The sequence below is a fragment of the Vreelandella xerophytica genome (assembly GCF_968048975.1).
The window spans coordinates 225,701-249,841 of record NZ_OZ309106.1 but is presented as its reverse complement, the minus strand read 5'-3'; the positions used below and the strand labels follow the sequence as shown (position 1 = coordinate 249,841).

Below are 24,141 nucleotides of genomic sequence, written 5' to 3'. Positions count from 1 at the left end.
GCACAGGGATCCATCATGGTCGAAAACAGACCCTATCTGAACATTCTGACCCACCTGGTATTGATTGCCGGCGTACTGGTGGTGGCGTTTCCGGTGTACGTGGCGTTCATCGCCTCGACCCACGAACCCGGCGCCTTCGTGCGCGGGGTGATGCCGCTGCTACCCGGCGACAACATGTGGGCCTCCTACAAGCAAATGCTGACCTCGGGCTGGCAGGTGGGCGGCGCGCCGCCGGTGTGGCTGATGCTGGGCAATTCGCTGATCATGGCGCTGACGATTGCCATCGGCAAGATCGCGATTTCGATCATCTCGGCCTTCGCGATCGTCTACTTCCGCTTTCGCTTTCGCATGCTGGCGTTCTGGCTCATCTTCATCACGCTGATGCTGCCGGTCGAGGTGCGCATCATCCCCACCTACGCGGTGGTGGCGGATTTAGGGATGCTCAACTCCTACGCCGGGCTCACGCTTCCGCTGATCGCCTCGGCCACCGCGACCTTTCTGTTTCGCCAGTTCTTCATGACCGTGCCCGAGGAGCTGATGGAGGCCAGCCGGGTCGACGGCGCCGGGCCCATGAAGTTCTTCAAGGACATACTGCTTCCGGTGTCGATCACCAATATCGCCGCACTGTTCGTGATCATGTTCATCTACGGCTGGGTGCAGTACCTGTGGCCGCTTTTGGTCACCACCGACGAGGATTTTTACACCATCGTGCTGGGCATCAAGCGGCTGATGGCGTCGTCTGATCGCGTGCCCGCCTGGAACTTGATCATGGCGACGGTGACGCTTGCCATGCTGCCGCCGGTGTTGGTGGTGCTGTTGATGCAGAAACTGTTCGTGAAAGGCCTGACCGAGACGGAGAAATAGGATGGCCAGTATTACCCTGGAAGGACTCAAGAAAACCTACGCCGGCAACGTGCAGGCCGTCAAAGGTGTGGACCTGGCCATCGAGGACGGCGAATTCGTGGTGCTGGTGGGGCCGTCGGGCTGCGGGAAATCGACGCTTTTACGCATGGTCGCCGGGCTCGAGACGATTTCCGAGGGCACGCTGAAAATCGGCGATCGGGTGGTCAATACGTTAGAGCCCGCCCAGCGCGATATCGCCATGGTGTTTCAGAACTACGCGCTCTACCCGCACATGACCGTATATAACAACCTCGCCTACGGGCTCAAGAACCGCGGCTTCAAAAAGCACGCCATCGAAGAGCGGGTGCGCAAGGCGGCCAAAATGCTCGAGATCGAAGAGTACCTTCCGCGCAAGCCGCGCAATCTTTCCGGCGGCCAGCGCCAGCGGGTGGCCATGGGCCGGGCGCTGGTGCGCGAGCCCGCCGCGTTCTTGTTCGACGAGCCGCTGTCTAACCTGGACGCCAAGCTGCGCGTGCAGATGCGGGTAGAAATCAAACAGCTCCAGCGCCGGCTAAAAACCACCAGCCTTTATGTGACCCACGACCAGCTGGAGGCGATGACCCTGGGCGACCGGCTGGTGGTCTTGAACGCCGGACAAATCGAGCAGGTGGGTACGCCCATGGAGATCTACGCCCGCCCGGCGTCGATGTTCGTGGCCGGGTTCATCGGCTCGCCGGCGATGAACATGGTGCCTATCGAGTACCTGCAAACCCGCGGCGCCCGCGAGCTGCTGGCGGACCTGCCGGCGGACACCGACGTGGTCGGCATTCGCCCGGACGACATGCGCCTGACCCCACCCGATGCCCCACACCTGGTGATCGATTCCACCCTGGAGCTTTATGAGGCCGCGGGGGCGGAGAGCCACCTCTACGTGCGTTTGCTGGATAGCGACCAGCCCACGGTGATTCGCACCAGCGGCCAGCCGCCGGTGAAAGAGGGTGAAACGCTGCGCTTTTATGTCGCTCGCGAAGCGCTTCACCCCTTCGAGAGCGCAACCGGCAAGCGTACCGGTTAACGCCCTACTGGCGGGTCATAGGCGAGCGACATCCACGATGCGTCCTTCTACCTGGGGCGCGACCTCGCCTTCGGCCACCATGTAGTCGCGCAGCATTTCCCAGTCGGTGTTGCCTACGATATGGCTGCGGTCATCATCATGTGCCGCTTCGAGCGCGGTATGGCTGTCGCCCCCGGCGGCGGTGAAGTTGTTGGTAGCGATCACGTAGGTACGCGCCGGGTCGATATCCATAAGCTCGCCGTCCTGAGTCACTTTCAGGCTCACCACCCGCTCGCCGGCCGGTTCGCGGCTGTCATACACGACCTCGACCCCGCGGGAAACCTGCAGAAAGGCGCCGCTCTCTTCCGGGGCGTTGGCGAGAGCGATCTCGAAGGTCTGGAGAAGCTCGGCGCCGGTGACATCCATCAGCGTCAGCCGGTTACCGAAGGGCTGCACCGCGATCAGCTCGCCAACAGACACATCCCCCGCCGCTATCGGCTCGCGAACGCCGCCGCCGTTTTGTAGCGCCAGTACGGTGTCCGGGTTCACCCGGCGGGCTGCGGCCAGTTGGCCATCGGCAATCAGGTTCCCAAGCGCCGTTTCATCGGCGCGCACGCTCGCCTCGTCGCCATTGCCGTGGCGTGGGTTGGGAAGCGCTGTATCAAGGTGGGCGCCTACCTGGGTATCGCGCACTTCTTCGATACGCGCGGTGTAGGGTTCGAGCATCGCAGCCGCCTCGAGATCCGGCTCGAAGTCTTCGGTGGCGAGCAGCTCGCCGGTGGCGTCCGTCACCACACCGTCATCGTCGAAGGTGACCTGCATCACGCCCAGGTACTTGCCGTACTCGTTCGCCTGGCCGATCACGGTGGGCGTTTTAGGCTCGCCCCGGTCGTTTTCGCTGATCACCACGGGGGCGTCCAGGCGCGTGTGGCTGTGCCCGCCGATGATCACGTCGATCCCTTCCACATGCTGGGCGAGCAGCACGTCGTTGCCCACGCTCGGGTCGCTGTCATAGCCCAGGTGCGTGAGCGCGACGATCTTGTCGATGCCCTCGGCTTCAAACGCCGCCACCATCGCCTCGGCCGCTTCGCGGTAATCCCCGATGGTCACGTTGCCCGGGCTCGAGACGTCTTCGCTCGATTGCGTGCTGAGCCCGAAAATACCGATTTGCTCGCCGCCGTGCTCGACAATGACGCCATCGTACAGATGCCCAGGTGTGGGCTCGGCGCTGATCGAATCCCCCAGCAACTCGGCAAACTCCGGCGCGGCGGAGAAATCCAGGTTCGCGCCCACAATGGGAAACTCGGCAGCGGTGAAAAGATCCGCCAGCGCCTGGTGGCCCGTGTCCGGGTCGTTCAAATCGAACTCGTGGTTGCCGGGCACGAAGGCGTCATAGCCCATTTGGTTCATGAACGCGACGGCGTCCTGACCGCGAAACTCGTTGAAGTAGAGCGTGCCGGAGAAGATATCGCCGGCATCGAGCAGCAGGCCCTCGCCGAAACGCTCCCGCGCCTCGTTCAGTGCGGTGACAAGCTGCGGATAGCTGTCGGTGCGCCCATGCAGGTCGTTGGTGTGAAAGAGGGTGAGCGTATAGGGGGCGGCGAAAACAGCGGGCGAAAGCACCCAAAGCGCCACGCCAACCGGTAGACCACTGCGATAAACGGACATGCTAACTCCTTCTAACGTTACGTGTTCATTGGCTTTTCTGGATAAATCAACGCCTATAAAGCCGACGTGAACAGTATTAACAGCATTCGTGACGTTTATTAAGCAGGTTGATGCTTTTCAAGCCTGCTTTGCTGGGGAATTGCAGCCGCCTGCCTGGCCAAATTCTCCCACGCCGGCCAAGGGCGGGTTTAACCCAGGTTGTCGGCACCTCCATGGACAGGGCAAGTCCCTCCCACTACTCTGGTTTAACACATCGCGCGTGATCGATGGGTTTATCAGCAGGATAAAAATAAGGGTTCCATGGAGGAATACCCGCATGACACGACCGTGTACGATCATCTTCAACGACCAGCCACTGACGGGCCAGGCAGATGAGCCGCTTGTCACGTTCTTGAGCAAGCATGACATCTCGTTACCCAGCGTCTGTTATCACGAAGCCCTTGGGCCGCTGCAAACCTGCGATACCTGCTGGGTGGAGGTGGACGGCGAATTGAAACGCGGCTGTACACTCAAGAGCACCGAAGGCTTGACGGTATCGAGCGACCGGCCCGAGGCCACCGCCGCCCGTGAAGAGGGCCTCGACCGGCTGCTGGCCAAGCATGAACTTTACTGTAGCGTGTGCGAGAACAATAACGGCGACTGTCGCGTGCACAACGCGGTGGTCGAGATGGACATGCCCATCCAGCGCTACGAGTTCAAGCCCAAGCCGCACTCCAAGGATACCTCCAGCCCCTTTTATACCTATGACCCGGACCAGTGCATTCTGTGCGGCCAGTGTGTCGAGGCGTGCCAGAACGTCGAGGTCAACGAAACGCTCAGCATCGACTACACGAGCGAACACCCGCGGGTGCTGTGGGACGGCGGCAAGGCGATCAACGACTCGAGCTGCGTCCACTGCGGCCACTGCGTGACGGTCTGCCCCTGCAATGCGCTGCAGGAAAACACCATGTATGGCAAGACCGGGCCGCTGACCGCACTCCCCTGGTCACTCAAGCGCCCGATGATCGACGCGGTGAAAGAGATCGAGAAGACCACCTCTGCCCGCCCCATCACCGCGATTTCCGAACTCGACGCCGCCTGGCGCGAGCCGAGCATCAAGCGTACCAAGACGGTATGTACCTACTGCGGCGTGGGTTGCTCCTTCGAGATGTGGACCCGGGATCGCGACATTCTCAAGGTGCAGCCCCATCAAGAGGCGCCGGCCAACGGCATTTCCACCTGCTTGAAGGGCAAGTTCGCCTGGGATTTCGTCAACAGTGACAAGCGTTTGACCACCCCGCTGATTCGCGAAAACGGCCGCTTTCGCGAGGCCAGCTGGGACGAGGCACTGAGCCTTGTTGCCCGGCGGCTTCTGGAGGTACGCGACACCCACGGCCCGCAGAGCCTGGGGTTTATCGGCTCGAGCAAGGCGAGTAACGAAGAGGCCTACCTGACCCAGAAGATCGCCCGGCTGATCATTGGTACCAACAGCGTGGACAACTCCTCGCGCTACTGTCAGAACCCGGCCACCAAAGGGTTGTTTCGCACCGTCGGTTACGGCGGTGACGCCGGCTCCATCAAGGATATCGAGCAGGCCGAGGTAGTGGTGCTGGTGGGCAGCAATACCGCCGAGAACCATCCGGTCATTGCCTCGCGCATCAAGGCCGCTCAGAAACTTCGTGGTCAGAAGCTGGTGGTGTTCGATCCGCGTAAACACGAAATGGCCGAACGAGCGAATCTTTATCTGCGCCCCACCCTGAGCACGGATCTGATCTGGGCCTCGGCGCTGTCGCGCTACATGTTCGATAACGGCCTGGCTGATGAGGCGTTTCTGGCCAGCCACGTCAACAAGGTCGACGAGTACCGCGCCTCACTCGAGCCCTTTACGCTGGAATTCGCCGAGGAAAAAACCGGGATTCCCAAAGCGCAGCTGATCGAAGCCGCCGAGCTGATCGGCCGCGCCAAGAGCGTGAGCCTTTTATGGGCCATGGGCATCACCCAGCACAGCCACGGCGCCGATACCAGCACCGCGCTCTCCAACCTGTTATTGGTCACCGGCAACTACGGCAAGCCCGGCACCGGCGGCTACCCGATGCGCGGGCACAACAACGTGCAGGGCGCCAGCGACTTCGGCTGTTTGCGCGAGATGTACCCGGGTTATGAAAGCGTGACCGATGAAAAAGCCCGCGCACGCTGGGCCAAGGGTTGGGGCGTGGCACCGAAGGCGCTTTCGCTGGAAGAGGGGCTGGGCAACTTCCTGATGGTAGAGGCCGCCGCGGAAGACGAGCTCAAGGCGATGTTCGTCATCGGTGAAGAGACGGTGTTTTCCGACTCCAATACGCACAACGTGGTCGAGGCCTTCGAGAAGCTCGAGTTCATGGTGGTGCAGGACATGTTCTTCAGCCGCACCGCCCGATTTGCCGACGTAGTGCTCCCCGCCTGCCCCAGCGTGGAAAAAGAGGGCACCTTCGTGAACACCGAGCGCCGCATTCAGCGCTTTCATGAGGTACTCCCGCCGCTTGGCGACAGTCGCCCGGACTGGAAGATTCTCACCGAGCTTGCCGCGCGCATGGGCCACGACTGGGGCTATACCCACCCAGGTGAAATCATGGCCGAGTGCGCATCGATCGCCCCGCTGTTCGCCGGGGTGAGCTACGCGCGCCTGGAAGGCTGGCAGTCACTGCAGTGGCCGGTGGCCGAAGACGGCACCGATACGCCGCTGCTCTACACCGACGGTTTCCCCACCGAAGACGGCAAGGCCTCGCTCTACGTGCTCGAGTGGCAGGAACCCGCCGAGGCCCCGGATGACGCGTTCGATCTGATGCTCAACAACGGCCGCTTGCTGGAGCAGTTTCAGGGCGCGAACCAGACCGGGCGCTCACCGGGTATCGTCGAGCAGGTCGGCCGGGGCTTTGTCGAAGTCAGCCCCGAGCTTGCCCGGGAGCGCGGCATCGAAAACGGCACCTGGGTGCGCATTACGTCCCGGCGCGACAGCCTGGAGCTTCCGGCGCTGGTGACCGACCGGGTCGCGGGCAAGGCGCTGTTCACGCCGATTCACTTCGGCGAACTGGGGGTGAACGCGCTCACCGGCGAGCACGTGGACCCGGTGGTGCACACTCCGGCCTACAAGGAAGTCGCCGTCAAACTCGAGGTGCTGGACAGGCCCGCGACAACGCCGCTGCCCGCCCATAACTACCGTTTTGGCCAGCGCACGCCCAACGAGGGCGTGGCGGTAGAAGTCAAGTGGGCCAATAGTGATTACACCCTGCCGCCCGCCCGGCAAACCGACCCGAGGAAGATGTAATGGCCGAACCACTCGATTACGACGTGACGCCGCCGCCCAACGGCCCCAACGCCCAGCAGGAGCTCGACCAGCTGGTGCAGACCCTGCACGAGCACGGCGTGCTGCGCTTTGCCAACGACGTGGTCGCCTCCAACCACGAGCTGTTGAAGATTTTATTGGGGGGCTTGAACAACCCCGGCACGCTCAACGCGCTGCAAAACCTCTCGTCGATCGCCATGGCGTTCTCCACCGTGCCGCCGGAGCGCTTCCATCAGGTGATGTTCGCGCTCAAGGAGGGCATGGAGCAGATGAGCCGGGAGCGCCACCCGGAGAGCGCGGGGGACCCCGCCCCCCAGACCGCAAAAGAGCAGGACAACCGCTCACCCAAACACCGCCAGGAGAAAGACGGCGCGCCGGGCATCACCGGTCTTTACAAGATGCTCAACGACGACGATCTCTGGTACACCCTTTCTCCGCTGATGGCCGGGCTGCGCGCGTTTTCCGCGCGTCTGGATCGCCCGGTCGATAAGCCGGTGACCGACTTCACCGGCAAGCCGACCGAAGGGCCTTGAGCGCGGGCGTCAATGCGCCGCAGGGGGCGCTTTGACAATCAAAATGCATGACCTAGGCTTAGGGGCTGCCTTTTGATTAGCGCAAAAGCAATACCCCTTTCGTTTAACAAGGATGCTATCGAGATGAAATATCGCCCGTTAGGAAACTCCGGCCTGCTGGTCTCTGAAATCGTGCTGGGCACCGTGCCGTTTGGCGGCAGCGCCGGCTTCGAAAAAGCCGCAAGTGTCGATGTGGCCGGCGCCAAGCGCCAGATCGACATGGCCCTGGACGCCGGGGTGAACCTGATCGACACCGCCGATCTCTACTCCATGGGCGAGTCCGAAGAGATCGTCGGCAAGGCGCTGGGTGAGAAGCGTAACGACATCATACTCGCCTCCAAGGCAAGAAGCCCGTTGGGGGACAACCCCAATCACAGCGGCTTTTCGCGCTATCACCTGATCAATGCTTGTGAAGCGAGCCTGAAGCGCCTGGGCACCGATCACATCGACCTGTACCAGATGCACAACTGGGACGGCGTGACCCCTGCCGAGGAGATGCTCTACGCCCTCGATCACCTGGTGCAAAGTGGCAAGATCCGTTACTACGGCACCTCCAACTTCACCGGCTGGCAGATGATGAAGACCATCGGCAAGGCGGAGCTTCACAACCTGTCAGGCCCCATCAGCCAGCAGATCTACTACACGCCGGAATCCCGCGAGGCCGAGTACGAGCTGATGCCGCTGGCCATCGATCAGAACATCGGCACGCTGGTGTGGGGGCCACTGGGCGAAGGGCTCTTCAACGGCAAGGTGCGCCGCGGCCAGAAAGCGCCGGAAGGCACCCGCCAGGGCAACGGCTGGCCCGAGCCCTACGTGCACGACATGGAACGCGCTTACGATATCATCGAGCTTCTGGCCGAGATTGCCGAGACGCACGATACTTCCATCCCGCGCACGTGCCTGGCCTGGTTGAAGGACCGCCCGGGCGTCACGTCACTGATCGTCGGCGCACGCAATGAAGAGCACTTGAAGGATGACCTGGCAGCGGCCGAGCTTGAACTGAGTGCCGACGAGATCGAACGTATCGAAGCTGCCACCCGCCCGGCGCCGCAATACCCCTACTGGCACCGTGTGGTGGCCGGCATGGATCGTATCGACAAGGCCGAGCAGCCGTTCATCGACAACTATCGCAAGACCATCGACAACCGCAGCGACGAGCGTTAGAACGTCGGATCGCCTTGATGAGTCGACTCCATGCAAAAAGTCGGTACGGGGTTTCCCGTACCGACCAAGGATCGATATCGACGTAATGCCAGTCAAGGCACTTGTTTAAAAGTACAAGTCACTTGCTTAGAAGTAGTACCGCGCGCCCAGGGCGTAGTAGAGATCTTCGTCGTCGACGTTGCTCAGCGAGTCGCGATCGCCGTCGTACAGTTCGGCAAAGACGTCGAAATTGGCGGTAAGATTGTGCAGCGTGCCCAGCGCCCAGACATTACGCGTACCGTCGCGGTCGTCCGAATCGATATGGTAGTAATCGGCGTAGAAGGCGGTCGTGTTGTAGGCGTAGGTGGCGCCGATGCCGTAGCGGTCGAATCCGCCGCCGTAAACGTCGCTGTCGCCGCGCGTTTCAAAGCCCACGCGTACCTGGAAGTCATCGTTGGCGTCAAAAGCGGCCGTGCCGCCGACGCGGGTCTTGTTGTTCCCGCCGCCGCGAACATCGTCGTCGACGAAGCCAATTGCAAGCCCTACCGGGCCGGCCTGATAACCGATACCGCCTTGCGAGGAAACGCCGCTGCCGCGCTCGGACTGCTCGTCTTCGGTCAGGCCACGTTCGGAGAAGTGCTTGACCGCGACTACCGCCTGGAAGCCGTTGAAGTCTGGTGTTTGATAGCCGATGGAGTCGCCACGCGCCTGCAACCCGCCGCCGGCGAACTCGTAGCCTTCCGCCACATAAACGTCGAACACGCCCATGACGAAATCGTCGTAGAAGCTGTCGAAGTTACCCGCGGTGAAGGTACCGAAGGTGTCGCTTTCAAGGCCGATATAGCTCTTGCGTACCTCCTTGAAACCAGGCCGGCTGCGCTCGTCACCATTGAAGCGCCACTCCAGTCGACCAAAAGCGGCCAGGTCGGAGGTAATCTGCTGCTTCAGCTTGAAGCCCAGACGCGAGCTGTAATCGCGAAATTCGACGCCGTTATCCACGCCGTCCTTCACGCCGCCGCCTTCGATCCCCATGGCGATTCGCCCGTAGAGATCGACCTTGTTGCCGTCTTCGTCATAGACGGTGGCCGCCTGAGCGCCAGACGCCGCGAACAATCCGCTTAAGGCCAGCGCCAGTACCGATTTCTTGAACATGAAGGTTCCCATTGCAATGAACGGCAGTCGTTGCTGCCTGATCTTAGAAAGTAAGCGTATGGCCTGGGTACATGCCGGCCATCTCGTCAACCGCTAATCCTTCAGCGCTGAGAACAGTAAGCGAGTTTTATGTCAGTAATCTTAAAATCATATGGCAGAGGCGATATAAATCGATATTTCCTCATATAATATTTTTTTCATCATAATTAAATATTTAGCTGTTATTTAAAAGAAGCAGGCACTGCCCGACTCATACTTTTAATACGTCCTGTCATTAGTTCTTCATGCGCCTGACCCGGCACTGTCATGGCTTGTGCTCATTGTTGAGGAAACGTTGCGCAAGGAGCGAGGCATATGCGGCTTTGTATAGTGAGCGAAACCTGGTCGCCGGATATCAACGGCGTGGCCCATACGCTCAATCGCCTTGCCTGCGAGCTCAAACACCAGGGCGTGCATATCGATATCGTGCGCCCCACCCCTCGCGCGGGCGGGCGGGTAACATCACTTGGCAATGAGTTGCAGGTTCAGCGCCTGCCCCTTCCCGGCTACGCCGAGGTACAGGTCGGACTGACGAGCCCGGGGGCGCTGCGCCGGTTCTGGCATCGCTACCCACCGGACGCGGTATACCTGGCCACCCAGGGGCCACTTGGTCTAGCCGCCCGTCGAGCGGCACGTCAGTTGAATATCGCCTGCGTGGCCGGCTGGCATACCAATTTCGATCACTATTGCCACGACTACGGCGTCGCCTGGTTAAGCAGTGCTACCCAGCGCTACCTGCGTCATTTCCATAACGGCTGTGCTCTCACACTGGTACCGACCCGTGCCCAGGCCAATGCGCTGCGAGCCCAGGGCATACGCGATGTCAGCGTCCTTTCCCGGGGCATCGACGGTGAGCACTTCTCGCCAGCGCTTCGCGACAATGCCCTGCGCGCCCAATGGGGCGTGAACGAGCACCAGCCCGTCGCTCTGTATGCCGGGCGTCTGGCAGCGGAAAAGAACCTCGCGCTTCTGGTCGAGGCCTTTCAGGCCATGCGCGAAGTACGCCCGGACATGGCCCAGGTGATCGTGGGCGATGGACCCGCCCGGGAGCAGCTGCAAAAGGCTCTGCCTCAGGCACACTTCACCGGCTTTCTGGATCAGCCGAGTCTGGCGCGCCATTACGCCAGCGCCGATATTTTCGTGTTTCCCTCGCTCTCGGAAACCTGGGGCAATGTCATTACCGAAGCCATGGCAAGCGGGCTGGCGGTAGTGGCGTTTCGCCACGCAGCCAGTGCCGAGCTGATTGTCGACGGCGATAACGGCATCAACATTGCCCCGGATGACCCCACCGGTTTTCATCAGGCCGCTGCCGAGCTATGCCAGCACCCCGCCGACTACGCTCGTCTGGGTCGAATGGCCCGGCTTAGCGTTCTGGAGCGCAGCTGGACCGGCATTGCCGAGCAGTTCAAGTGTTACCTACAAAAAGCCCAGGAGTCCCATCATGCGCTCTCGCCCGCTTGTCGTATTCGATCGTCTTGACACGTGGGAGTGGCGTTTTTGTCAGCGCATTACGCGTCTGTCGCTATTTCCTGCCTGGCGCATCACCCTGCAGACAGCCAGCCGCCTGGGTGACTGGCCGGTCTGGGTACTGCTGATTACCGCTCAGCCCTGGCTGAGTGCAGAGCACGGTAATCGTCGTGTCATGCAGTACAGCGCCATCGCCCTCATGGCGCTTGCGGTGTATCGACTGATCAAGACCCGCCTGTGTCGCGAGCGGCCTTTCATTACCTATCTCAACGGCGTTCACTGCGGTGAGCCGGCCCGGGACCGCTACAGCTTTCCAAGCGGGCACACCATGCATGCCGTCATGTTCAGCGTACTGGTGGCCGCCCATAACCCATGGCTTCTAGTCATCATCTTGCCGCTTAGCACCTTGATTGCGATTTCCCGGCTGGGGTTGGGCCTTCATTACGTCAGCGATGTGCTGGCCGGCGCCGTCATCGGCTATGGCTTTGCCCTGCTGAGCCTTTATGCTACGCCGGTAGTACTGGAAGCGCTGGCGCGTTAGCGCTTTAGGACAAGAACCGCTACGTTTAAATCACTCCTTAACGTTTTGTTTACACGCTCTAGTGACTTACGCACTTACTTGTCGGTAACTTTCGTGTAGGTTCTACGTTCCTTTCCCGCCGCTTTCCAGCGGCCTCTGTTCATCAGGGAGTGATGACATGACCATGACCGTGGGCGAGCTCTTCATCGCGCTGGTGCTGATCGGCCTGGCGCTTCTCGTCAGCAACGCCATACGTTTAATGCTGCCCTGGCTTCGCCGACTGTTTCTACCCAGCTCGGTGATCGCGGGACTTCTCCTCTTGTTACTAGGCCCGGATGTCATCGGCCGGTTCATGCCGACGCTTTTCGAAGAGAGCCCGGGGCTTTTCCCCGGTTATGTGCAGGAGAGCTGGTCGTCGCTGCCGGGACTTTTGATCAACGTGGTGTTCGCGGCGCTGTTCATCGGCAAGACCATTCCCGGCCTACGCACGATCTGGATGCGCGCAGGCCCGCAGGTGGTGGTGGGGCAAACCATGGCCTGGGGGCAGTATGTAGTAGGGCTGACACTCGCGCTTCTGGTACTGGCCCCGGTGTTTGGCATGAATCCCATGGCCGGCGCGCTGATCGAGATAGGTTTCGAGGGCGGCCACGGCACTGCGGCCGGCATGGCGGATACCTTTGCCGATCTGGGCTTTGCCGAAGGTGCCGACCTGGCGCTGGGACTTGCCACGGTGGGTATTGTCTCGGGTGTACTGATCGGCACGGTGATGATCAACATCGCCGCCCGGCGCGGGGTGGTCACGCCAAGTCAGGAAGAGGGGTCATCGGATGAAACCATGCGCGACGATGAACGCCCCTCCACGGAAGAGTTCAGCGAGTTCAAGAAGGATCTGATCCATGAAGCCGGCACTACCGACCCGCTGAGCCTGCATATCGGCCTGGTAGGTATCGCCATTGTCATCGGCTGGCTTCTGCTTTCCGGACTTCAGTGGATCGAGCAGGTCACCTGGGCAAGCGATGGCGGGCTGGAAATACTCGCCCACGTACCGCTTTTTCCCATTGCGATGATCGGCGGGGTGATCGTGCAGCTTTTCATCATGCGCTTTGGTCTGGAACGACACGTTTCGACCCGCACCATGTCACGTATTGCCGGCACCGCGCTGGATTTCACCATCGTGGCAGCACTTGCCACTCTGTCGCTCACGACCTTGAGTGAATACTTCGTCCCCTTCTTGCTGCTGGCGCTTGCCGGTATTGCCTGGGGGCTTTTCGTACTCATCGTCATCGCCCCCCGGATCATTCCCCACAACTGGTTCGAACGCGGTATCGGCGATTTTGGCCAGTCCATGGGGGTAACGGTCACGGGGCTCTTGCTGATGCGCATGGCCGACCCCAAAAACGAGTCCGGGGCGCTTGAAAGCTTTGGCTACAAGCAGCTGATGTTCGAGCCCATAGTGGGCGGTGGGCTCTTTACCGCTGCGGCCCTGCCCTTGATTGCCGAGTTCGGCCCGTTGATGATCTTGATATTCACGGGACTGCTTACCGTAGGCTGGCTCGCCTTCGGGCTTTTATATTTCGGCCGCATGGTGCCCGAGCGGGGCAAGGGGCGCTGGCGGGGTGAATCCAGTTGAGCTGGCGGCCCCCCTGAACGACTAACGCCCGCATGAGCGGGCGTTAGGAAAACGTTGATCAACAGGTAAAAAGGTAAAATTGTATTCGTCGTTGATACGACGCATGATAAAACGGCTTACTTGAGGTCGGGTGGGATATCGTCAAGGTCTTCTGGCCCCATGAACGAGGTCTTGAACATCATGTAGACGCCCACCGCAGAAAAACCTAAAAACAAGATAAACATGACGAACATTAAGACCATTGCCATGACGTTTGTCCCTGAGTAGGCAGCTATCGCGTTGACGTCTTGTAGCCGCTGAATTTGGTTTATCCCTGAGGATAGACCAAAAAGAAGGCGCCATCTGTATAAAATTTTATACAGACGTTCGCCCACTGCCTTCAAAGAAACAAATATGTATAGATATCAGTCGATTAACTGTTTTCTGAAGACGCAAAAAAGCCATCTCGATTTAACGAAATGGCCGATTTGCATCGCCGCCGCTCCTTGGCCATGATGTCGGCGCTACCTTGCGCCGATAAGAGTGAGCAGGCTAGTGTCCGTTAAAGTCCTTTTCCCTTTGGCATCCTGCCATCCTGTTTAATCTATAGCCTGCTCAAACCGTTTGAAGGGGTCACCTATGCTGCGGTGGCTCTCACACTGGTATTTGCATATGCCAGGCCAAAACTCTTTATTTTACAAATAAACAATAAATATCAATATCTTATAATTATAAATAGATCCGAATCCCGAGCCATTTTCACCTTATCAAGCTGCTTTTAGCTGTATATAAATGACACATGCGACATTAAATCAGCTGAATGAGCCAACTTGGCCCTGTCGAGGGCGCCTGAACGAACGATTCTGAAAAGGCGTAAGAATTCTCTTACCAAAGCGCGCATTGCTGGCTAAAGTACTTTTGTAAGTACTTTTGTAAGTACTTTCGCAAGCACTTCTGTGAGTACTTCTGTGGTCAGCAATCCTGGCGGTAGCGCTTGTACTCAAACGGCTACCTCCTTATCAGGCCCCGTTTTCTCTTTAGAACAGGTATCCACCAATGACGCGTACTCTTGCTCTGGGTTTACTGCTGCTGGCGACTCTTTTTGTGGCAAGTGGCTGCAATACGATTCATGGCGCCGGTGAGGATATTGAACGTGGGGGCTCGGCCCTCCAGCAAGCGGCAGAATAATGTTGATCAGCGTTTATCTATCCCACGGATTGGAAAGCGGCCCAGAGGCGCTCAAGGTGCAGGCCCTGAAGGGCGTGGTGGAAAGCCAGGAAGACTGCGAGGCGGTCGTGCTGGATTACCGCGACCAGCCAAGCTTCGAGGCGCGCCTGGAGCACCTGTTCGCCACGCTGCACGCCCGCGGCGATGACCCCGCCACCTGCGTGATGGCGGGGTCGAGCCTGGGAGGCTTTCTAAGTGCGGCGGTAAGCCAGCGCTACCCGGTGCTGGGCTGCTTTCTGCTGGCCCCGGCGCTGGGCATGGTGGATTACCCGGCGACCACCGTGACCCTGCAGGCCAGGCACACCCATATCGTTCATGGCTGGCGGGATGATGTCGTACCTTCTGCTCCGGTGATCGAGCACGCCCGCCGCCAGCGGCTTTCGCTGCGCATGGTGGACGACGACCACCGTCTGCACGCAAGTCTTGGCCTGATCCTTCGCGACTTCGAACAGTTTCTGCGCCTCTGCCAAGACGTCTAAGCGTCGTCTGCCAGCGCCGGCAGCAGCGTCTTCAGCTTGCGAGTGAGCGTATTGCGGCCCCAGCCCAGAAGCTCGGCGGCCTCGCCCTTGCGCCCACCGGTATGCTTGAGCGCCGTTTCGATCAGAATACGCTCGAAATCCGGCACCGCCTCTTCCAGCAAATGGGTATGGCCCTCGGCCAGGGCGTGGTCCGCCCAACCGCGAAACGCGCTGCGCCAATCGCTTTGAGCCCCCCCGGGTGAAGCATTGATGGTGCGCAGCTCCGGTGGCAGGTCCTCGATCAGAATCTCGCGGCCCGAGGCCATGACCGTCAGCCACCGACAGATATTTTCCAGCTGACGCACGTTGCCGGGCCACGGCAGGCGCGTCAGGTGCGCTTCGGCACCCGGGGTAAGCACCTTGATGTCGGTGGAAAGCTCCTTGGCAGCCTCGGCCAGGAAGTGGCGCGTGAGCCGCGGGATGTCTTCTCGGCGTTCGGAAAGCCGCGGCAGATGCACGCGAATCACGTTCAGACGGTGAAACAGGTCCTCACGAAAGCGCCCCTCCGTTACAAGTGACTCCAGGTTCTGGTGAGTCGCGGCAATGATGCGCACGTCCACCTTCACCGAGGTATGGCCGCCGACGCGGTAGAACTCACCATCGGCCAGTACCCGCAGCAGACGAGTCTGGGTTTCCGCCGGCATATCGCCGATTTCATCCAGAAACAGCGTGCCGCCGTTGGCCTGCTCGAAACGGCCCTGGCGCTGGGCGCCGGCACCGGTGAACGCGCCCTTCTCGTGACCAAACAGCTCAGACTCGATCAGATCCCGAGGAATGGCCGCCATGTTCAAGGCGATGAACGGCTTGCCCGAGCGCGGGCTGTGCTGGTGAAGCGCCTGGGCCACGCGCTCCTTGCCGGTACCGGATTCGCCGTTGATGAGCACCGTAATGTGTGAATGCGACAGCCGCCCGATGGCGCGAAACACTTCCTGCATGGCCGGGGCTTCACCGATGATTTCGGCGTTGAGGCCTTCCGGTACGCTGACCGGGCGCCGACGTTCCCGGGCATGGGCCACCGCCCGGCGCACCAGCGCCAGCGCTTCATCCACGTCAAACGGCTTGGGCAGATATTCAAACGCTCCCCCCTGATAGGAGGCCACGGCGCTGTCCAGATCCGAGTGGGCGGTCATGACGATGACCGGCAGGTCCGGATGGGCCTCACGTACCCGCGACATCAGATCCAGCCCGTCGATACCGGGCATACGGATATCGGTCACCAGTACATCCGGCGGATCGCTCAAAAGCCGCTCAAGGGCGGTATCGGCCCGTTCGATACACTCCACGTCCAGATCCGGCTGCGCCAGGGCGCGCTCCAGCACCCAACGGATGGCGCGATCATCGTCGACGATGACCACCCGTGAAACTTCGGTTGTTGCCGCCTCAGTCATGGCGCTTCTCCGGTAACATTGATAACCAACGGAATCAGTAGACGAAATTCGGTTCGTCCGGGGTGCGAGTCGCATTCGATCAATCCCTGATGTTGATGCAGAATCGACTGAGCAATGGATAGCCCCAGGCCGCTGCCTTCAGCGCGCCCGGAAACCATGGGGTAGAACAGGGTTTCGCGCAGCGGCTCGGGAATACCCGGGCCGTTATCGATCAAACCGACTTCGCTCACCAGCCGGTGGCGCTCGGCGCCCAGGGTGAACTGGCGCTTCGCCCGAGTGCGTAGAATCAGCTCCGGCGCGGGAGTGCCGGCCTCGGTCATGGCCTGAACGGCGTTGCTTGCCACGTTCAGTACCGCCTGCATCATCTGGGATTCATCGCCGGAGAGATCCGGCAGGCTGGGGTCATAATCACGGCTGATGGTGATATCGGGGTGCTCGGCGAGCAGGAGGGTGCGCGCACGCTCCAGCACCTTGTGAATATTGACCGGCGCGTGCTTGATGATGCGGTTAGGGCCGAGCATGGAGTCCACCAGGTCTCTCAGGCGGTCCACCTCTTCCACGATGATATGGGTGTATTCGCGAAGCGCAGGCTCACTGAGGTCACGCTCCAGCAACTGGGCGGCCCCGCGAATGCCGCCCAGCGGGTTTTTGACCTCGTGAGCAAGGCCCCGGGCCAGTACCTTGATGGTTTCCTGGCGCGTGGTCAGCGCCTCCTCTCGCGAGATCTGCATCAAGCGATCCCTGGGCTCCACCTCCAGCAACAGCTCATCGGCGGAGAGCGGCGTGACCGTGTAATCCACCGTGAGTGGCTCGCCGGTGAGCGGCGTAATGCGGGCTTCGCGCTGGGTATAGGGGTGAAAGGCGTCACGCGCCTTGGCCAGCACCGTATCGATACTCTCGCCGCAGCCCAGCAGCGTATCCAGGCTCGTGCCCTTGACGCGGCTGATGCTCACCGCCAGTAGCGCCTCGGCGGCCGGGTTCATCCAGCAGACGCGCAGTTCACCATCCAGCAGCAGCACTGCGGTGGTGAGATGTTCGAGTAGACGCTGATACATGGCGTGTCCTGAAGAGTCACCTGAAAATTCGCGTAGCTTGCTTTAACGTGGTTCGACGTTTGAAGGAGAACTGCAAAAAGCGCGCCAACTGAGCGACAACGACGCAATGCACGGCTTTAACGCATCCAGGCAGCGCCCAACGTCACGTAATGGCGCACCGCCGCTTGGCAAATGATTGCGCAACGCACCAATATGGTGCAACCTAGCGATTGATGACGTTGATACTCACCGCTTGCGTGCGGTGCTGCACCCGGCCCTGGCTATCGAGAAGCTCGGCCTCCAGTCGGTGGCGCCCCTCGGGCAGGCCGGTCAGCCAGAAGGCTTCACTGTGCAGCGCGGACTGGCTGATTTCGCCGTTCACCAGCAACTGGATCTGGTGGTCGTCGCGAAGCGGCGGCTGAACCCGCACTTCGACCGGCGTCATCGCCTTTTCAATGAGTGCTTCCGGCAACGGGCTTTCGATCGCGAAACGGTCATAGGGCATGAAAGGCTGGCCGGGGCGGGTTCTGGCAGGCGTAGCCGAGGGCGGGGCGCTCTGTACGCTGGGTAGCGGCATCAAGGTGATGGCTTCGCCACCGCGCTCGGGGTTATCGGTATAGGTGACGTTACCCTGGCCATCCAGCACGCGGTAGACCGTCTGGGCCTGGGCGTGCTCCAGGCCCAGGCTTAGGCTCAGACAAAGCGCGGCGCTCAGCGCCAGCCTCAGAAAGGCTACGCCAGGCCGCACAGGCACCGATGCTTCGATTGCACGTGTATTCACGACGTTCCTCCATAAAAAAACCCCGCCGAGGCGGGGTTTTGAGCCAATCACACCTCAAGGGTGATATTAGCAGCTGTAGTACATGTCGAACTCGATCGGGTGTGTCGCCATACGCATACGGGTCACTTCTTCCATCTTGAGTTCGATGTAGGCATCGATCATGTCGTCGGTGAACACGCCACCTTCGGTCAGGAACGCGCGGTCCGCATCGAGGGCTTCCAGCGCCTGATCCAGGCTCGAGGCCACGGTAGGTACGGACTTGCCTTCTTCCGGCGGCAGGTCGTACAGGTTCTTGTCCATGGCGTCGCCAGGATGGATCTTGTTCTTGATGCCGTCGATGCCTGCCATCAGCATGGCGGAGAACGCCAGGTAGGGGTTGGCGGTCGGGTCGGGGAAACGCGTCTCGACACGCTTGCCTTTCGGGCTGGCGGTGTAGGGAATACGGATCGACGCCGAGCGGTTACGGGCGCTGTAGGCCAGCATCACCGGCGCTTCGAAACCCGGCACCAGACGCTTGTAGGAGTTGGTGGACGCGTTGGTGAAAGCGTTCAGGGCACGGGCGTGCTTGATCACACCGCCGATGTAGTAAAGCGCCATTTCGGAAAGACCCGCGTACTCGTCGCCGGCGAACTGGTTCTCGCCATCCTTCCAGAACGACTGGTGCACGTGCATGCCGGAACCGTTGTCGCCGACCAGAGGCTTGGGCATGAAGGTAGCGGTCTTGCCGTAGGCGTGGGCCACGTTGTGGATCACGTACTTCATTTCCTGAACTTCGTCGGCCTTCTTCACCAGGGTGTTGAACTTCACGCCGATTTCGTTCTGGCCTGCGTTCGCCACTTCGTGGTGGTGAACCTCGACGGTCTGACCGATCGCTTCCAGAGTGTTACACATCGCGCCACGAATGTCGTGGAAGCTATCGACCGGGGGAACCGGGAAGTAGCCGCCCTTCACGCGCGGACGGTGGCCCAGGTTGCCGCCTTCGACTTCGCTGTCCGTCGCCCAGGCGCCCTCTTCCGAGGAGATCTTGAACATGGAACCCTGGATATCGGTCTTCCAGTGCACCTGATCGAAGATGAAGAACTCCGGCTCCGGGCCGAAGAACGCGGTGTCGCCCAGGCCGGTAGACTCCAGGTAGGCTTCAGCGCGCTTGGCGATGGAGCGCGGGTCGCGATCGTAGCCTTGCATGGTGGCCGGCTCGATGATGTCGCAACGCAGGATGATGGTGGCGTCTTCGGTGAAGGGGTCGAGGAAGGCGCTGCCGTCTTCGGGGCGCAGAATCATGTCGGATTCGTTGATGCCCTTCCAGCCTTCGATGGAAGAACCATCAAACATCTGACCGTTTTCAAAAAACTCTTCGTCCACGTCCCGTGCCGGTACGGTGACGTGCTGCTCTTTACCGCGCGTGTCGGTGAAACGCAGATCTACCCACTTGACTTCATGTTCTTCGATTAGCGCGAGCGTCTTGGCTGACATACTGTTCTCCGTCTCCGGTATGAGCGTGGCTTAAAGCGTGTACTGTAAGCAATCAATTGACTAGGTTGTCGAGCAAAACCGTGGATACGCAGCAAGCGTATGGCACGCCTTTGTCATGTATTCGCGTCAGGGCGGCTGATAGCTATCCGCTCCATCACCAACGATTAACTTGAACCGGCTATCGTTGTAGCACGCCGAAAGGCGTTTGCCTACGGCGCTAGCCGCTGCCAATTAACAAGCATGTAGTGTGCCAACTTTGCACCAATATGGCATAGGCAATCAAAAAGCCGTTGTTTTTTATTATTAATTTTCAAACCATCATGCCCGCACAACTGCCGCATCTGGATGTGAACGCGCTGGATGGGTGCTTGACCGGACAACTCAGCGCACCAAAGAAGAGCAAACAATTCATTATTGCACCAAAATGGAACAAAACACCTCGTCGCCGTGCAAGGTATCTCGCGGGTCCATTAAACTTTCAAGCGCTTGCCAAACAGCATGGCGCCCCAGGCGGTGCGGTTGGCGGCCTTGTTCAGCAAGACTGAACCCGACGCACCGACAGCGATCAGCAGTGTTGCATAAACCACCAACGGCAACGTCTCAACACCGATCACCGCATCCACGATGGCAAAGAACATGGGGTGGGCCAGATAGATACCAAAGGAGTATCGATTGATCGTGCGCACCCACGAAGGGGCCCGGCGGCCTTTCAGATAACGCATGGCGCAGAGCGTCACCAGTACGAAAAACGGAATGACCCACACCTCCTTGGAGGTGAACGTCAGCCCGTTCACCAAGGCAGCCATGACGATCAGCGCTACCAGACCCGCCAGCCAGATGGGCGACGAGAGCACTTGCATCCAGACAGGCGGGCGGGCCGCCTCTGCTCCCGGCGTCATCGGGTAGTAGCGCACCAGCACCAGGGCAAGAAAGAACAGATACACCCAGCCAAGCGGTGCGATCCACAGTAGATAACCGGGCGGGGCCACCTGGAGCCAGTAGGCCGTGCCCCAGTACGCCATGCTGACCCCACAGCTCACCCAGAACCAGGGCGCCGGGTTGAAGCGCCCGAGCTGCCAGCGGGCAAAGCACCAGTACGCGATGTAGAACTGCATCGCAATGATCAGAAAATAGCCGTGCCAGCCGGCGTAAATGAAATACTCCCGCGCGTTGGCCCAGTATCCCACCGGCTCCCCGATGCTCATCATGCGCCCCCACTCGGCGGTGGAGTAGATCAAGCCATACATTGCGTAAGGCAGCATCACGTACTTCACCCGCTGCCATAAGAAGCCCGGCGGTACCTGCCGGCCATACCGCAGCGCGAACACGAACACGGAAATGAACAGAAAGACCGGCGTGCCCAGCACTAGCGGAATGCGCATCAGATCGGTGGCCAGGGTATCCACGCGCTGATTGAGATGATCCAGCCAATGAAACAAGAAGACTGCCACGCAGCCGTAGGCCCGCAGCCAGTAAATCTCCTCCACCTTCTGCATCAAAGCCTCCTGCCTTGAGGGCTGCTACGCTGATAGTACCATCATGACCGCTGGTCACTTTCCTTTTGCCCTGAACATTCGGAGGCAGTGTGCTCTTTTCCCCCTTCACGGCTTACGTAACGCGTGCAGCCCGCGCACTTCTTGTCTTTATTGGCGCGCTCCTGCTCAGCGCCCAGGCGCTGGCGGGTCAAGTCACCCATCACCAGTTTCCTTCACCGGTGCTGGGCGACGACTACCCCTACACCCTGTACGTACCGGACGGCTACCGAATGGATGCCGCCAAGCCCTACCCCGTGGTGTACATGCTGCACGGCTCAGGAGGGAACGAGCACGACTGGCCCCGGCGCGGCAACCTGGCCCAGACCGCCGACCGCCTGATCCAGGCCGGCCATATTCCGCCAGCGGTGTTCGTGATACCGGGCAGCCGCAGCTGGTGGGTGGATGGCTATAACGAGCCCGCTCGCCGCGCCTTTTTCGACGATCTGATACCCCATATCGAAGCCACCTATCCCGTCGGCACCACCCGCGCTCAACGCGGCGTGGCCGGGCTTTCCGCCGGCGGGTTCGGCGCGCTGAACTTCGCGCTCGAACGCCCGGACCTGTTCGCCGCCGTGGCCGCGCTGAGCCCGGCAAGCTACGTGCCCGAGCCACCGGCCAAATCGTCCGCCCACCGCCACCCAGCCTTTGTCGATGCCCAAGGTGAATTTGATCGGCAGCTGTGGGAGCGGGTCAACTATCCCGCGCATCTGGAGAACTACCGTCTGGCCGTGGCGCCACGCGGCGATAACGCTGAAAGCGACACGCCCCCGGTTCCGCTTTATATCAGCGCAGGCCGCCGCGACGAGTTTGATGCCGAATACCACGCCCGCCAACTGCGCCAGGCGATGGAGCGCATTCAGCCCGGCCAGGTGCGCCTGGATCTTTACCCCGGCGGGCATACCTGGCGCGTCTGGCGCGCCAGCCTGCCGGCGGCACTTACCTTCCTGTTTCAATATGTTGACGCCGACCCCGGCCTTCATTCTGAGCCGCCAAAGTGAAAGTGGCCGAGCCCCGCGACTACAAACTACACTAAGCTCGTCACTCACTCGACAAAAGGATATTGAAGATGCATCAACACATCGAATGGGACGATCCCGGTAAAGCCAGCGTATCCGAACACTTCAAGAATGACCCGAACCACACCGCCCCCTACCCCGGCGCCATTCTTTCCGCCCGCTACCAAAACCGCATCGTGCGCGTGAAGGTGCAGACCTACCGGGAAGACGAAGGTGTGAGCATCGCCACCGTCGCCGCCATTCTCGACGACCACGGTCACCGCTACAAAAGCCACGCCAAGCTCAACATCGACGACATCGTCCGCCTTTCTGATGACAAGCGTGCGATGGAGCATTGGGATGAGGATGAGGCCCGCTAGCCCACAAATGCTGGCCGCCAGCCCAATCACTTGAGCCAACCGCCACCAAGTCATGGGCTGGCTTTGTTTCTTCCGAGTCAAGCGAGCACCCATATGATGCAACCTGAACAGCATCAGCCTTTCAAACCATGTGTCGATGACTGAAGGTTAAGTTCTGAGCTGCCTGGGCGGCAGCGAACCCGGTCGAGCATCGCGCGTGCCGCGTCGCTGTTTTCTAAGCTGCCTGGGCGGCAGCGAACACTGCATCGTATTGTTGAACCGCTTCCCGGTTTTTCTGAGCTGCCTGGGCGGCAGCGAACATTTAACTTTATACCCGAAAACCGTTTCGAGCTTTTCTGAGCTGCCTGGGCGGCAGCGAACTGCTGCCAGCTTCATCGCCTTAAGGTGCGCACTTTCTGAGCTGCCTGGGCGGCAGCGAACTTTTGCGCGATCGCTAGCGCCACCAGGTGAGTTTTCTGAGCTGCCTGGGCGGTAGCGAACGCACGCCCGCGCGCCCACGCTTTCGCTTGGTCTTTCTGAGCTGCCTGGGCGGCAGCGAACGTGGTGATTGGGCGAGTACGTTTTCGCTACAATTTCTGAGCTGCCTGGGCGGCAGCGAACGCGGGCAGCATTCAGGCGGTTGGCGAATGGTGTTTCTGAGCTGCCTGGGCGGCAGCGAACTTCAACAGCGTCTGCACACGATGGACGCCAGTTTTCTGAGCTGCCTGGGCGGCAGCGAACGGCTGGAACGAAAAAGACTACGCCATTGGATTTTTCTGAGCTGCCTGGGCGGCAGCGAACCCAGCCATCGCCTTTCTCACGGTTGCCCATGCTTTCTGAGCTGCCTGGGCGGCAGCGAACAAACCCCAAGGCGAACGCAGCATGGGCGCCACTTTCTGAGCTGCCTGGGCGGCAGCGAACAGCGTGAAAACGCAGCGCTGGAAGCGCTATTCTTTCTGAGCTGCCTGGGCGGCAGCGAACGACGGCAAGCGCATAACCATGTTAGCCATGTCTTTCTGAGCTGCCTGGGCGGCAGCGAACCGCCAAGACCGTTCATATCGGCATTCGCGTTATTTCTGAGCTGCCTGGGCGGCAGCGAACTATGCCAGGGTGGAGGTCGGCGCGTGACCACTTTTCTGAGCTGCCTGGGCGGCAGCGAACTTACGCGCCCCGATAAAACTATTGCTAGCGTTTTTCTGAGCTGCCTGGGCGGCAGCGAACTCTATGAGCGCACATTCACGATTACAGATATTTTTCTGAGCTGCCTGGGCGGCAGCGAACTATTAATAGGCCCAGTAGCATCGCCTTCCAGCTTTCTGAGCTGCCTGGGCGGCAGCGAACTTGTTAGTCAGCAATTAGAAGTTCAAGTCTACTTTCTGAGCTGCCTGGGCGGCAGCGAACACCATGGCGAGCGTATCGCCACCCAGGTTCCATTTCTGAGCTGCCTGGGCGGCAGCGAACGC

General features: G+C 60.3%; 20 protein-coding genes and 1 CRISPR repeat array (1 of these 21 running past the window's edge). Of the genes, 12 read left to right on the top strand and 8 right to left on the bottom strand.

Annotation, left to right across the window (positions count from 1 at the left end; genetic code table 11):
• Positions 1–15: 15 nt before the first annotated feature.
• Both ugpE and ACWF8S_RS01205 read left to right on the top strand, forming a co-directional pair.
• The gene (gene ugpE, locus ACWF8S_RS01210; protein WP_447527470.1) at positions 16–864 is read left to right on the top strand and encodes a sn-glycerol-3-phosphate ABC transporter permease UgpE; all 849 of its coding nucleotides are present in this window, start codon (positions 16–18) and stop codon (positions 862–864) included.
• A 1-nt stretch (position 865) separates the two neighbouring features.
• Complete coding sequence (locus ACWF8S_RS01205) at positions 866–1,918, top strand: sn-glycerol-3-phosphate import ATP-binding protein UgpC (protein WP_447555000.1); 1,053 nt, start codon at positions 866–868, stop codon at positions 1,916–1,918.
• 15 nt (positions 1,919–1,933) lie between these two features.
• Here ACWF8S_RS01205 and ACWF8S_RS01200 read toward each other — a convergent pair whose 3' ends face one another.
• Positions 1,934–3,565, bottom strand: a complete 1,632-nt coding sequence (locus ACWF8S_RS01200; protein WP_447554999.1) for a bifunctional metallophosphatase/5'-nucleotidase — start codon at positions 3,563–3,565, stop codon at positions 1,934–1,936.
• A 316-nt stretch (positions 3,566–3,881) separates the two neighbouring features.
• Here ACWF8S_RS01200 and fdhF point away from each other — a divergent pair, with 316 nt between their 5' ends.
• The 3 genes from fdhF (at position 3,882) to ACWF8S_RS01185 (ending at position 8,602) form a co-directional block, all read left to right on the top strand.
• Complete coding sequence (gene fdhF / locus ACWF8S_RS01195) at positions 3,882–6,848, top strand: formate dehydrogenase subunit alpha (protein WP_447554998.1); 2,967 nt, start codon at positions 3,882–3,884, stop codon at positions 6,846–6,848.
• Positions 6,848–7,399 (top strand): DUF1641 domain-containing protein, encoded by a 552-nt coding sequence (locus ACWF8S_RS01190; protein ID WP_447554997.1) that lies wholly within the window; start codon positions 6,848–6,850, stop codon positions 7,397–7,399. Before fdhF ends, ACWF8S_RS01190 begins: the two co-directional genes overlap by 1 nt.
• Positions 7,400–7,522: 123 nt before the next feature.
• Positions 7,523–8,602 (top strand): aldo/keto reductase, encoded by a 1,080-nt coding sequence (locus tag ACWF8S_RS01185; RefSeq protein ID WP_447554996.1) that lies wholly within the window; start codon positions 7,523–7,525, stop codon positions 8,600–8,602.
• Between the two features lie 126 nt (positions 8,603–8,728).
• On the opposite strand, the gene ACWF8S_RS01180 is transcribed toward ACWF8S_RS01185, so the two are convergent.
• Positions 8,729–9,733 carry a porin gene (locus ACWF8S_RS01180; RefSeq protein ID WP_447554995.1) on the bottom strand — a complete coding sequence of 335 codons (1,005 nt, stop codon included), beginning with the start codon at positions 9,731–9,733 and terminating at the stop codon, positions 8,729–8,731.
• 354 nt (positions 9,734–10,087) lie between these two features.
• On the opposite strand from ACWF8S_RS01180, the gene ACWF8S_RS01175 reads away from it, so the two are divergent.
• The 3 genes from ACWF8S_RS01175 (at position 10,088) to ACWF8S_RS01165 (ending at position 13,389) form a co-directional block, all read left to right on the top strand.
• Positions 10,088–11,251 (top strand): glycosyltransferase family 4 protein, encoded by a 1,164-nt coding sequence (locus tag ACWF8S_RS01175; protein ID WP_447554994.1) that lies wholly within the window; start codon positions 10,088–10,090, stop codon positions 11,249–11,251.
• Positions 11,214–11,780: a phosphatase PAP2 family protein gene (locus tag ACWF8S_RS01170; protein ID WP_447554993.1), complete on the top strand. Its 567-nt coding sequence runs from the start codon at positions 11,214–11,216 to the stop codon at positions 11,778–11,780. Before ACWF8S_RS01175 ends, ACWF8S_RS01170 begins: the two co-directional genes overlap by 38 nt.
• Before the next feature lie 157 nt (positions 11,781–11,937).
• Positions 11,938–13,389: a sodium/glutamate symporter gene (locus ACWF8S_RS01165; protein WP_447554992.1), complete on the top strand. Its 1,452-nt coding sequence runs from the start codon at positions 11,938–11,940 to the stop codon at positions 13,387–13,389.
• A gap of 116 nt (positions 13,390–13,505) precedes the next feature.
• Here ACWF8S_RS01165 and ACWF8S_RS01160 read toward each other — a convergent pair whose 3' ends face one another.
• Positions 13,506–13,637 carry a hypothetical protein gene (locus ACWF8S_RS01160; protein ID WP_447554991.1) on the bottom strand — a complete coding sequence of 44 codons (132 nt, stop codon included), beginning with the start codon at positions 13,635–13,637 and terminating at the stop codon, positions 13,506–13,508.
• 787 nt (positions 13,638–14,424) lie between these two features.
• Here ACWF8S_RS01160 and ACWF8S_RS01155 point away from each other — a divergent pair.
• On the top strand, positions 14,425–14,556 hold the full coding sequence (locus ACWF8S_RS01155; RefSeq protein WP_447554990.1) for an entericidin A/B family lipoprotein: 132 nt from the start codon (positions 14,425–14,427) through the stop codon (positions 14,554–14,556).
• A 2-nt stretch (positions 14,557–14,558) separates the two neighbouring features.
• Entirely contained in the window at positions 14,559–15,074 is a 516-nt protein-coding gene (locus tag ACWF8S_RS01150; protein WP_447556534.1) for a YqiA/YcfP family alpha/beta fold hydrolase, read from the top strand.
• Here ACWF8S_RS01150 and ntrC read toward each other — a convergent pair.
• The 5 genes from ntrC to ACWF8S_RS01125 form a co-directional block, all read right to left on the bottom strand.
• Complete coding sequence (gene ntrC, locus ACWF8S_RS01145; RefSeq protein WP_447554989.1) at positions 15,071–16,501, bottom strand: nitrogen regulation protein NR(I); 1,431 nt, start codon at positions 16,499–16,501, stop codon at positions 15,071–15,073. The two genes, ACWF8S_RS01150 and ntrC, sit on opposite strands and share 4 nt — an antisense overlap.
• Positions 16,498–17,556, bottom strand: a complete 1,059-nt coding sequence (gene glnL / locus ACWF8S_RS01140; RefSeq protein ID WP_447554988.1) for a nitrogen regulation protein NR(II) — start codon at positions 17,554–17,556, stop codon at positions 16,498–16,500. The genes ntrC and glnL overlap by 4 nt, the downstream gene beginning before the upstream one ends.
• A 202-nt stretch (positions 17,557–17,758) precedes the next feature.
• A complete protein-coding gene (locus tag ACWF8S_RS01135) occupies positions 17,759–18,316 on the bottom strand; it encodes a DUF4124 domain-containing protein (protein ID WP_447554987.1) in 558 nt (185 codons plus the stop codon).
• Between the two features lie 66 nt (positions 18,317–18,382).
• On the bottom strand, positions 18,383–19,789 hold the full coding sequence (gene glnA / locus ACWF8S_RS01130) for a glutamate--ammonia ligase (protein ID WP_447554986.1): 1,407 nt from the start codon (positions 19,787–19,789) through the stop codon (positions 18,383–18,385).
• Between the two features lie 470 nt (positions 19,790–20,259).
• On the bottom strand, positions 20,260–21,285 hold the full coding sequence (locus ACWF8S_RS01125) for an acyltransferase family protein (RefSeq protein WP_447554985.1): 1,026 nt from the start codon (positions 21,283–21,285) through the stop codon (positions 20,260–20,262).
• Positions 21,286–21,374: 89 nt separating this feature from the next.
• On the opposite strand from ACWF8S_RS01125, the gene ACWF8S_RS01120 reads away from it, so the two are divergent.
• Together ACWF8S_RS01120 and ACWF8S_RS01115 are read left to right on the top strand one after the other, a co-directional pair.
• Positions 21,375–22,322 (top strand): alpha/beta hydrolase, encoded by a 948-nt coding sequence (locus ACWF8S_RS01120; protein ID WP_447554984.1) that lies wholly within the window; start codon positions 21,375–21,377, stop codon positions 22,320–22,322.
• A gap of 68 nt (positions 22,323–22,390) precedes the next feature.
• The gene (locus tag ACWF8S_RS01115) at positions 22,391–22,699 is read left to right on the top strand and encodes a hypothetical protein (protein WP_447554983.1); all 309 of its coding nucleotides are present in this window, start codon (positions 22,391–22,393) and stop codon (positions 22,697–22,699) included.
• Positions 22,700–22,850: 151 nt separating this feature from the next.
• A CRISPR array of direct repeats spans positions 22,851–24,141; the repeat unit is 28 nt; unit sequence TTTCTGAGCTGCCTGGGCGGCAGCGAAC; it runs 3,190 nt beyond the window's last position.

Coding starts and splice junctions, on each gene's coding strand:
- ugpE (WP_447527470.1), top strand. CDS start 16: ATGGTCGAAAACAGACCCTATCTGAACATTCTGACCCACCTGGTATTG.
- ACWF8S_RS01205 (WP_447555000.1), top strand. CDS start 866: ATGGCCAGTATTACCCTGGAAGGACTCAAGAAAACCTACGCCGGCAAC.
- ACWF8S_RS01200 (WP_447554999.1), bottom strand. CDS start 3,565: ATGTCCGTTTATCGCAGTGGTCTACCGGTTGGCGTGGCGCTTTGGGTG.
- fdhF (WP_447554998.1), top strand. CDS start 3,882: ATGACACGACCGTGTACGATCATCTTCAACGACCAGCCACTGACGGGC.
- ACWF8S_RS01190 (WP_447554997.1), top strand. CDS start 6,848: ATGGCCGAACCACTCGATTACGACGTGACGCCGCCGCCCAACGGCCCC.
- ACWF8S_RS01185 (WP_447554996.1), top strand. CDS start 7,523: ATGAAATATCGCCCGTTAGGAAACTCCGGCCTGCTGGTCTCTGAAATC.
- ACWF8S_RS01180 (WP_447554995.1), bottom strand. CDS start 9,733: ATGTTCAAGAAATCGGTACTGGCGCTGGCCTTAAGCGGATTGTTCGCG.
- ACWF8S_RS01175 (WP_447554994.1), top strand. CDS start 10,088: ATGCGGCTTTGTATAGTGAGCGAAACCTGGTCGCCGGATATCAACGGC.
- ACWF8S_RS01170 (WP_447554993.1), top strand. CDS start 11,214: ATGCGCTCTCGCCCGCTTGTCGTATTCGATCGTCTTGACACGTGGGAG.
- ACWF8S_RS01165 (WP_447554992.1), top strand. CDS start 11,938: ATGACCATGACCGTGGGCGAGCTCTTCATCGCGCTGGTGCTGATCGGC.
- ACWF8S_RS01160 (WP_447554991.1), bottom strand. CDS start 13,637: ATGGCAATGGTCTTAATGTTCGTCATGTTTATCTTGTTTTTAGGTTTT.
- ACWF8S_RS01155 (WP_447554990.1), top strand. CDS start 14,425: ATGACGCGTACTCTTGCTCTGGGTTTACTGCTGCTGGCGACTCTTTTT.
- ntrC (WP_447554989.1), bottom strand. CDS start 16,501: ATGACTGAGGCGGCAACAACCGAAGTTTCACGGGTGGTCATCGTCGAC.
- glnL (WP_447554988.1), bottom strand. CDS start 17,556: ATGTATCAGCGTCTACTCGAACATCTCACCACCGCAGTGCTGCTGCTG.
- glnA (WP_447554986.1), bottom strand. CDS start 19,789: ATGTCAGCCAAGACGCTCGCGCTAATCGAAGAACATGAAGTCAAGTGG.
- ACWF8S_RS01125 (WP_447554985.1), bottom strand. CDS start 21,285: ATGCAGAAGGTGGAGGAGATTTACTGGCTGCGGGCCTACGGCTGCGTG.
- ACWF8S_RS01115 (WP_447554983.1), top strand. CDS start 22,391: ATGCATCAACACATCGAATGGGACGATCCCGGTAAAGCCAGCGTATCC.